Consider the following 9,023-nt stretch of genomic DNA (forward strand, 5'->3'; position numbering starts at 1 on the left):
CGTGCGAACCGCTCGCACGGGGGCCACGGCGTGCGGCGGCCCGCCCGGGCCGGGGGACCGCCGGCAGGGGCGAGCGAGGCTCGAACAAGCGAGCCGGCCGGTCAACCCCCATGGGCGCAGTGCCCCGGGCGTTTCGGGGCTGGAGGGGCCACGGGGGCGGACTCACCGTTCGGCCGACGGATTCCAGCCCATCGGGTGACACCATCCGCATCCGGCTGACGCAACCGGCTGCGCGGCCTTATGGTGCGCTGGATCGCGGTGCACGGGGCCCGCGCGCCGGGGTCGCCGCCGGGTAGCGGTGCTCCCACGGGGGGATGCTGGACGGCGTCCGGCCGGGCGGTCGTCGGGTGCTTCGCACCGGACCGGCCGCCGGCGTCCGGAATCCGGGCGGTGTCACCGGGACGAGTGGAAACCGGGGTGATCCGGAACGCCCACCCGGACCGGGGCGTCGAAAATGTCAGTAGCGCCACGCAGCATGCACTACCGGGGATCGGACGCCTCCGCTTCCCGGTCGGAACTGATCATTTCGAGTCGGCTCAGGGCCCGAAGCCGGGCGCCCGAGGGCTCCGAAGGGGGTGCCGCACCGTATGGCCGCAGTCGACATCGCGCGCGCTCACGCCCAGGCGGTCCTGCGGGTCCGAGGCCTCGCCCGGGCCGCCGCCGCCCTGCCCACCGCCGTCGCGGTGGTCCTGCTCGCGGGCCGGTTCACCGGCCGGATCGGCGCGCCCGGGGCCGCCGACGCGGCCGGCTGGGACGCCGTCCGCTGGGCGGTCTGCGCGGTCGCCGCGCTGACCCTGCTGGTGGCCGGGCTGACCGCCCGGGCCCTGCGCCGGGCCGTCCCGCCGCGCACCCCGGCCGTCCCGCTGGACCGCGCCGAGGCACCCGAGCTGTACCGGCTGATCGACGAGCTGGCGGACCGGCTGGACGTACCGTCGCCCTCCGCCGTCGCCCTCACCCCGGACTGCGACAGCTGGCTGGAGGACGTCCCGCCCACCCGGCCGACGGCCACGTCGCCGACGCGGCCGGATCCGGCCGTGCCCGCCCCCGTCCTGGTGATCGGCTCGCCCTTCCTCTGGTGGATGCGGGCCGGCGAGCTGCGGGCCCTGCTCGCCCCCGTGGTGGCCGGCACCGCCGCCTCCGCCGACCCGGAGATCGCCGCCGCCCGGCGCTTCCTGCGCCGCCTGGACGCCTGCCTGGACTCCGGCGGCGGTACGGCCCCCGGCCTCGGCGGCGGCACCCTCGCCGCCCCGCCCCGGCCGCCCCGGCGCGGTCCGGCCGCGCTCGCCGACCGGGTCGTCCGCAGGGTCGTCCGCCGCCTGCTCGGCGCCTGCCGGGGCCACTCCGCCGAGCTGGAGCGCTCGGTCGCGGGCTGGGCCTCCGAACAGGCCAGGGCGGTCGACTACGGCCTGCGGATCGCCGCCCAGGAGCAGGTCGGCCTGGCCTACGCGGGCTGGGACCGGCTGCTCACCCGGGTCGCGCTGCCCGCCTGGCGGCTCGGCCGCCACCCGGCCCACCTCAACGCCGGCGTGGTCTCCGCGCTCACCGAGCTGTCCCGGCGCGACCGGCTGGCCGACGGCTACGGCAGCCGGCTCGGCGACCGCCCCGCCTGCGACCTGCTGGAGGAGCCGGGCACCGTCGACCGGGCGGTCTCCCGGCTGGCCGCCGAGCTGTTCTTCGGCCGCCCGGCGGCCGGCGGCTGGCACGAGCTGGAGTGGGCCGACTACCCGGCCGAGGTGGTGGACGCCGGCTGGCGGGCGGGCGCCGCCGCCCTGCAGACCGCCCTGGACCGGCTCGCCCCGCAGTCCCGCCCCGGCGCCCCGACCCTCACCCGGCTGCTGGGCCGGCTCGCCGAGGGCGACGGCGAGCTGCTGGCCGCCGCGCTCGCCGCCCAGCTGGCCCGCACCACCGCCCCGGCCCCGCTGCTCGAACCCGACCGCAGCGGCCGCGACCTGCTGGTCGACCACGTCACCGCGATGGTCTGCTGCGCCGCCGTGGACACCGCCGGCGGCGCCCCCGGCCTGGACTGGCTGGACGGCCCGGTGCTGTTGCTCGGCGGGGTGCGCCGCACCGACCTGGCCGGCCCGGTCGCCCAGGCCGTCGAACAGGGCCAGGACGGTCCGCTGCGCGCCTGGCTGGACGCGGCCGAGGTCCGTCTCGAGAAACCCGTCCGCCTCTGACGTCCCAGGCGTTCCAGGAGGGCGCTCGGCGCCCCGGTGCGCGCCCCCAAATCGGTCGGCCGCCGGGCATCTTCGCAGGCCGGAGGCCCTGCCCGGGAGGCGCGCGAGATTCCCTGCACCAATCGCTACCGGAGGGTGACGTTGCGCCACCACTCTGTGGTGTATTAGACCGCACGCACATCCGGGGGGCACGTGCCACCGGGCGGAAGTGCACCTGGGAGGGGCGCGTGGGGACGGAACTCAACCGCCGCTGGGAGTCGGGGACGCACGCCTACAGCGTCTCCGACCCCTTCGGTCAGGGCCCGCTGCCCTGGCTGCGCAGCCCGGACCAGTACCTGGCGGGGGCGGAGGGCGCCGTCCCCTGGTACGTCTCGGTGGACGCGCCCGGCCAGCAGCCGCTGACCGCGGGCACCCGGCCCAAGCCGTCGGTCGGCAGCCCGCAGGGCGCCAACGACGTGGACCAGCAGATCAAGGGCTTCGCCTCGGCCGGGGTGATCCGCCCCGGCGGCTCGGTGGACTTCCGGGTCACCGTCAACCCGCCCCGCGAGTTCACCGTGGACGTCTTCCGGATCGGCCACTACGGCGGCGACGGCGCCCGCCACATGACCTCCAGCCCGCTGATCTCCGGCCTCGCCCAGCCCACCCCGCTGGTGGTCGACCGGACGGTCTCCTGCCACCACTGGTGGCACTCCTGGCGGCTCCAGATCCCGGCGCACTGGAAGCCCGGCTCGTACGTCGCCGTGCTGACCACCGCGGACATGCTGCACCGCAGCCACATCCCCTTCACCGTCCGGGACTTCGACGAGCGGGCGCGCACCGCCGAGCTGCTCCTGGTGCTCCCGGACGTGACCTGGCAGGCGTACAACCTGTTCCCCGAGGACGGCCGCACCGGCGCCAGCCTCTACCACGCCTGGGACGGCCTGGGCGGCCTGGTCGGCGAGCCGGAGGCGGCCGTCACCGTCTCCTTCGACCGCCCGCACGCCACCGCCGGACTGCCACTGCACGTCGGCCACGCGTACGACTTCATCCGCTGGGCCGAGCGCTTCGGCTACGACCTCTCCTACGCCACCGCCACCGACCTGCACGCCGGCCTGGTGGACCCGTCCCGGCACCGGGCGCTGGTCTTCCCCGGCCACGACGAGTACTGGTCCGAGCCGATGCGCCGGGCCGCCGAGCGGGCCCGGGACGGCGGCACCTCGCTGGTGTTCCTCTCCGCCAACACCATGTACTGGCGGGTCGAGCTGAGCGCCGCCGCCTCCGGCGAGCCCAACCGGCTGCTCAACTGCCGCAAGCGGCAGAAGGTCCGTCCGGGCAGCCCGGCCGCCGGGGCGCCCGGCGCGGCCAGCGCGCTGTGGCGGGACGCCGGGGAGCCCGAGCAGCAGCTGCTCGGGGTGCAGTACTCGGGGCGGGTCGCCGCGCCCGTCCCGCTGGTCGCCCGGCACACCGCGCACTGGCTCTGGGACGGCACCGGCCTCCAGGAGGGCGACGAGCTGCCCGGGCTGGTCGCCGGCGAGGCCGACCGCTACTACCCCAAGGTGGCGCTGCCCGAGCACATCGAGCGGGTGCTGCTGGCGCACTCGCCGTACCAGGACCTGGGCGGCCGCACCCGCTACCAGGAGACCTCGCTGTACCGGGCGCCCAGCGGCGCGTACGTCTTCGCGGCCGGCACCTTCGCCTGGTCGCCCGCGCTGGGCCGCCCGGGCCTGACCGACGAGCGGATCCAGCGGGCCACCGCCAACCTGCTGGACCGCCTGTGCAAGAACCAGGCCCTGGGGCCCGGCGGGCGGTAAACCGCGCCCGTGAAAGACTGCGGGGGCAGTGACCTCCCCTTTCGCGGTGCCCCACCCGCGAACGACCCCTGAGGACTGAACACCTTGAGCGGATTTGTCACCAAGCCCGAGCCGGTCCAGGTACCCGGCCTGGTCCACCTGCACACCGGCAAGGTGCGCGACCTCTACCGCACCGGATCGGGCGAGCTGGTCATGGTGGCCAGCGACCGGACGTCCGCCCACGACTGGGTGCTGCCGAACGAGATCCCGGACAAGGGCCGCATCCTCACCCAGCTGTCGCTGTGGTGGTTCGAGCGGATCGCCGACATCGTCCCCAACCACGTGATCTCCACCGAGGTCCCGGCCGGCGCCCCGGCCGACTGGAAGGGCCGCACGCTGGTCTGCCGCAGCCTGGAGATGGTCCCGGTCGAGGCGGTCGCCCGCGGCTACCTGGCCGGCTCCGGCCTGGCCGAGTACCAGGAGAGCCGTACGGTCTGCGGCATCGCGCTGCCCGAGGGCCTGGAGAACAGCTCCGAGCTGCCCGCCCCGATCTACACCCCGGCGCTCAAGGCCGAGGTCGGCGAGCACGACGAGAACGTCTCCTACGAGGAGACCGCCCGCCGGATCGGCGCCGAGCTCGCCGCCCAGCTGCGCCGCACCACCCTGGACGTCTACGCCCGGGCCCGGGACATCGCCCGCGAGCGCGGCATCATCCTGGCCGACACCAAGTTCGAGTTCGGCCTGCTGGACGGCGAGCTGCTGATCGGCGACGAGGTGCTCACCCCGGACTCCTCCCGCTACTGGCCCGCCGACCAGTGGCAGCCGGGCCGCTCGCAGCCGTCCTTCGACAAGCAGCTGATCCGCGACTGGCTGGTCTCCCCGGCCTCCGGCTGGGACCGCCACGGCGAGCAGCCGCCGCCGGCGCTGCCGACCGAGATCGTCGAGCAGACCCGGGCCAGGTACATCGAGGTGTACGAGCGGCTGACCGGCACCACCTGGGCCTGAGCCCGGACGATCGCCCGCGGGCGCCGGATCCCTCAGATCCAGCCGTGCTCGCGGGCGATCCGCACCGCCGCGTGCCGGTTCTCCGCGCCCAGCTTGCCGGCCGCGGAGGACAGGTAGTTGCGCACGGTGCCCTGGGAGAGCGAGGCGCGCTCGGCGATCTCGGCGATCGGGGTGCCGTCCGCGGCCAGCTCCAGGACGTCCGTCTCACGGGGGGTCAGCGGGGTCTCGCCGGCGCTGATCGCGTCCGCCGCCAGCTCCGGGTCGACGTACCGGCCGCCGGAGCGCACGGTCCGGATGATGCCCGCCAGGTCGGCCGCCGAGACGGTCTTCGGCAGGAAGCCGCGCACCCCGACCTCCAGCGCCCGCTTCAGGTAGCCCGGGCGGCCGTGGCCGGTGACGATCATGCAGCGGCAGTCCGGCAGCAGCAGCCGCAGCGCGGCGGCCACCTCGATGCCGTCCTTGCCGGGCATCTGGAGGTCCAGCACCGCGACGTCCGGGCGGTGTGCCTGCGCCATCGCCAGCGCCTCCGTCCCGGAGCCGGCCTGGGCGACCACCTCGATGTCGTCCTCCAGCGAGAGCAGCGCGGCCAGCGCGCCCCGGATCAGGTGCTCGTCGTCGGCGAGCAGGACGCGGACGGGCGCGGCGTTCTCGGTCATCGGGCGGTCTTTCTTCCTCAGCTCGGCAGCGGGACGGTGGCGAGCATCCGGAAGACGCCCGCCCCGGCGGTCGGCACGGTCAGCTCGCCGCCGTGGGCGGCGAGCCGTTCGCGCAGTCCGCGCAGCCCGGTGCCGCTGCCCTGGGAGGGGAACGGGACGTCGGGCACCCCGTCATTCTCCAGCTCCAGCACGGCCCGTCCGTCCTCGGTCCGCAGCCGGATCAGGCAGCGGTCGGCCTCGCTGTGCCGCAGCACGTTGGTGGTGGCCTCGCGGATCACCCAGCCGAACACCGACTGGACCGCGGTCGGCAGCTCGTCGGCCTGCTCGCCGAGGTCGATCTCGCAGACGACGTCGGCCGAGCGCAGCACCGCGCGGGCGCCGATCGCCTCGGCGTGCAGGTCGGCGGTGCGGTAGCCGCGGATGACGTCCCGGACCTCGCGCTGCGACTCCTGGGCGATCTTCTGCACCTCGGCCATCTGGTCGGCGGCCTCGGTGCGGCCCCGGCGGGCGAGCTGCACGGCGAGCTCGCTCTTCAGCGCGATGGTGGTGAGGTTGCGGCCCATCACGTCGTGCAGGTCGCGGGAGAAGCGCAGCCGCTCCTCGGCGACGGCCAGCCGGGACTGCGCCTCGCGGGCGGCGTCCAGTTCCCAGACGATCGAGGTCAGCCAGGCGAAGCTGCGGCAGCTGGAGCCGAGGAAGGCCATGCCGATGGTCAGTCCGGTCAGGTACCCGGCGGCGCCGGCGGCGTCGGCCCCGGACAGCACCGCGGCCGGGTAGACGGCCGCCAGCATGCCCAGCCCGGTGACGGCGGCCCAGCGCGGGGTCAGCGCCACGCAGGCCGGCCCGAAGGAGCCGAGCAGCAGGACGCTGACGACGAACGGGGTGAAGGGCGCGCCCGCCGGGTTCCGCGGCCCGCCGTCGGCGGGCCCGAACAGCAGGATCGTCCAGGAGCCGGCCACCGCGAGGCCGACCGCGAGGGCGGTCCAGAGCCGGTGGTCGGCGGGGCGGCCCAGGTAGTGGTCGAGCGTGGTGCGGTAGGCCCGCAGCAGCACCAGGGTGACGGCGAGCCCGATCAGCAGGGAGATCCGGATCATCGGGATGTTCTCGGGCCGGTCGGCGACGCTCCCGGCGGAGATCAGGACGCCGGGCAGGACGGACAGCGCCATCAGGTAGAGCGACCAGCGCAGGTACAGCTCGGTGCGCTGGGGCTTGCTCAGGCTCGTCCAGCTGCGAAGCGGCGACCGCATTCTCATTTCTTCCGCCCCCAGTTCGACCACGATCATGCTTGCTGCCTTCATATCAGAGGTCGTACCGGGGCGTTCCTTCGGATTACTGCCGGATGCTCAGCGGCGGGGCTCCCAGCGGAAGTAGCGCACCGCGCCCCAGACCGCGAGGGCGAGCCAGATGCCCCCGGTGACCAGGTGCGAGCCGCCGGCGCCCCAGGAGCCGGCGAAACCGGTCGCGGCGGCCGAGCCGTCGGTGCCGAACCAGCCGACGCGGATCAGCTGGAAGGCCGGGGTGGTCGGCAGCAGGCGGCAGATGTTCGCCAGCTGCTCGGGCATGACGTCCAGCGGGACGAACAGGCCGGAGCCGAACTGCATGACCAGCATGACCGGCAGGGTGGTGATGCCCGCGCTCTCCACGGTCCTGGTGAAGGCGCTGGACAGCGCGGCCAGGGCGATCATGGTGGCCAGCGCCAGCAGCAGGCCGACCAGCATCAGCAGCGGGTTGACCGGCACGGTCAGGTGCAGGGCGAGGCTGCCGCCGACCCCGATCAGGGCGGCCATCAGCAGGCCGAGGGTGAGCGAGGGGACGGCGGTGCCGAGCAGGATCTCGATGTCCCGGGCCTCACCGGTGCGCAGCCGCTTGAGGACCAGCTCACCGCGCCGTCCGACGTACGCGGCGGTCAGGTTGTAGTACACGACGAAGGCCAGGACCATCCCGACCGAGCCGTAGACCAGCAGCGAGTCGACGTCCAGCCCGGGGTTGGACTCGGCCTGCTGCGCCAGCGTGCTCCGGAGGACGACGACCAGGAACAGCGGCAGCACCAGGGCGGTGAACAGGGCCGTGCGGTTGCGCAGCAGCAGGGTGGCCTCGGCCCGGCCGAGGGCGAGCAGCCGGCGGACGGCGGTGCTCTGCGGGCCGGTGGTGGTGGCGGTGGCGGTGGTCATCGGGCGGATCCGATCAGGCGGCGGCGGGCGGGGCGGGTGGCGGCGGGCGCCTGCGGGGGGTGCTGGTGGGCGGCCTCGGAGGCGATCGCGAGGAAGGCCTCCTCCAGGGAGGCGCTGCGGGCGTCCAGCGCGCCGAGCGCGACGCCGTGGTGCCGGGCCCAGCCGAGCAGGTCGGTGAGGGTGTCCTGGAGCCCGACGGTCTGCACGGTGACCTTGCGGCCGTCGACGGACAGCTCGGCGCCGGGCAGGACGGGCAGCGCGGTCCCGGTGAACTCGGGCAGTTCGAAGGAGATCCGGGAGGGCCGGCCGGCGATCACCTCGGCGACGGTGCCGGAGGTGACGACCTGGCCGCCGTGCATGATGGCCAGCCGGTCGGCCAGCTCCTCGGCCTCCTCCAGGTAGTGCGTGGTGAGCAGCACCGTGGTGCCCTGGGCGCGCAGCTCGCGGACCAGCCGCCAGACGGCGGCGCGGGCCTCCGGGTCGAGGCCGGTGCTGGGCTCGTCCAGGAAGAGCACCTCGGGGCGGCCGAGCAGGGCCATCGCGAGGTCCAGCCGGCGCTTCTCGCCGCCGGACAGCTGCTTGACCCGGACGTTCGCCCGGTGGCCGAGGCCGACCAGCTCCAGCGCCTCCGCGACCGGGCGGGCGCCGCTGGTCATCCCGGCCCAGGTGCGGCCGGTCTCGGCGGCGGTGAGCTCGCCGGAGAAGCCGCCCTCCTGGAGCATGATGCCGATCCGCGGGCGGACGGCGCCGCGCTCCTTGAAGGGGTCCCGGCCGAGCACCCGGACGGTGCCGCCGGTGGGCGCGGCCAGGCCCTCGATGACCTCCATGGTGGAGGTCTTGCCGGCCCCGTTGGTGCCGAGCAGGGCGAACAGCTCGCCGCGTCGGACGGTCAGGTCGACGCCGCGCACCGCGTGGTACCCGGTGCTGCCGCCGCCGTAGTGGCGGTGCAGGTCGGTGACCTCGATCACGTCGTCGCTGGGGCGGGAGGGCCGGCTCGTTTCCATGCCTCAAGCCTCCCGTCGGCCCGGCCGTACGGGCAGTGCGCGCCGTCATGACATCGCGGTGGGGATGCACGGGTCGGCGATGACAAATGTCATGGCCGATATCGCCGGCCGCCGGGTGCGGGGATGCCGGACGCCCGGGAGGGAATGCCGAAGGGCCCCCTCAAACGAGGGGGCCCTTCGTATCTGAGCGGACGACGAGATTCGAACTCGCGACCCTCACCTCGGCAAGGTGATGCTCTAC

General features: G+C 75.0%; 7 protein-coding genes. 3 read left to right on the forward strand and 4 right to left on the reverse strand.

Translation table 11 applies throughout. The annotated features are described in order from the left end of the window. Positions 1 to 587: 587 nt before the first annotated feature. From ACFU6K_RS21220 to ACFU6K_RS21230, 3 genes are all read left to right on the forward strand, one after another. The gene (locus ACFU6K_RS21220; protein WP_380665214.1) at positions 588 to 2,177 is read left to right on the forward strand and encodes a hypothetical protein; all 1,590 of its coding nucleotides are present in this window, start codon (positions 588 to 590) and stop codon (positions 2,175 to 2,177) included. Positions 2,178 to 2,404: 227 nt separating this feature from the next. After that, complete coding sequence (locus tag ACFU6K_RS21225) at positions 2,405 to 3,967, forward strand: N,N-dimethylformamidase beta subunit family domain-containing protein (RefSeq protein WP_380665216.1); 1,563 nt, start codon at positions 2,405 to 2,407, stop codon at positions 3,965 to 3,967. Positions 3,968 to 4,051: 84 nt separating this feature from the next. Beyond that, complete coding sequence (locus ACFU6K_RS21230; RefSeq protein ID WP_049654021.1) at positions 4,052 to 4,951, forward strand: phosphoribosylaminoimidazolesuccinocarboxamide synthase; 900 nt, start codon at positions 4,052 to 4,054, stop codon at positions 4,949 to 4,951. A gap of 32 nt (positions 4,952 to 4,983) precedes the next feature. Here the strand turns inward: ACFU6K_RS21230 and ACFU6K_RS21235 are convergent, their stop codons facing one another. The 4 genes from ACFU6K_RS21235 to ACFU6K_RS21250 all read right to left on the reverse strand — a co-directional run bounded on the left by ACFU6K_RS21235 (position 4,984) and on the right by ACFU6K_RS21250 (position 8,782). After that, entirely contained in the window at positions 4,984 to 5,607 is a 624-nt protein-coding gene (locus ACFU6K_RS21235) for a response regulator (protein WP_380665219.1), read from the reverse strand. Between the two features lie 17 nt (positions 5,608 to 5,624). Continuing rightward, on the reverse strand, positions 5,625 to 6,854 hold the full coding sequence (locus ACFU6K_RS21240; RefSeq protein ID WP_380665222.1) for a sensor histidine kinase: 1,230 nt from the start codon (positions 6,852 to 6,854) through the stop codon (positions 5,625 to 5,627). Positions 6,855 to 6,950: 96 nt separating this feature from the next. Further along, a complete protein-coding gene (locus tag ACFU6K_RS21245) occupies positions 6,951 to 7,778 on the reverse strand; it encodes an ABC transporter permease (protein ID WP_380665224.1) in 828 nt (275 codons plus the stop codon). Beyond that, positions 7,775 to 8,782 carry an ABC transporter ATP-binding protein gene (locus tag ACFU6K_RS21250; protein WP_380665226.1) on the reverse strand — a complete coding sequence of 336 codons (1,008 nt, stop codon included), beginning with the start codon at positions 8,780 to 8,782 and terminating at the stop codon, positions 7,775 to 7,777. The genes ACFU6K_RS21245 and ACFU6K_RS21250 overlap by 4 nt, the downstream gene beginning before the upstream one ends. Positions 8,783 to 9,023 lie beyond the last annotated feature (241 nt).

The organism is Kitasatospora sp. NPDC057512 (assembly GCF_042802135.1).
Lineage (GTDB): Bacteria > Actinomycetota > Actinomycetes > Streptomycetales > Streptomycetaceae > Kitasatospora.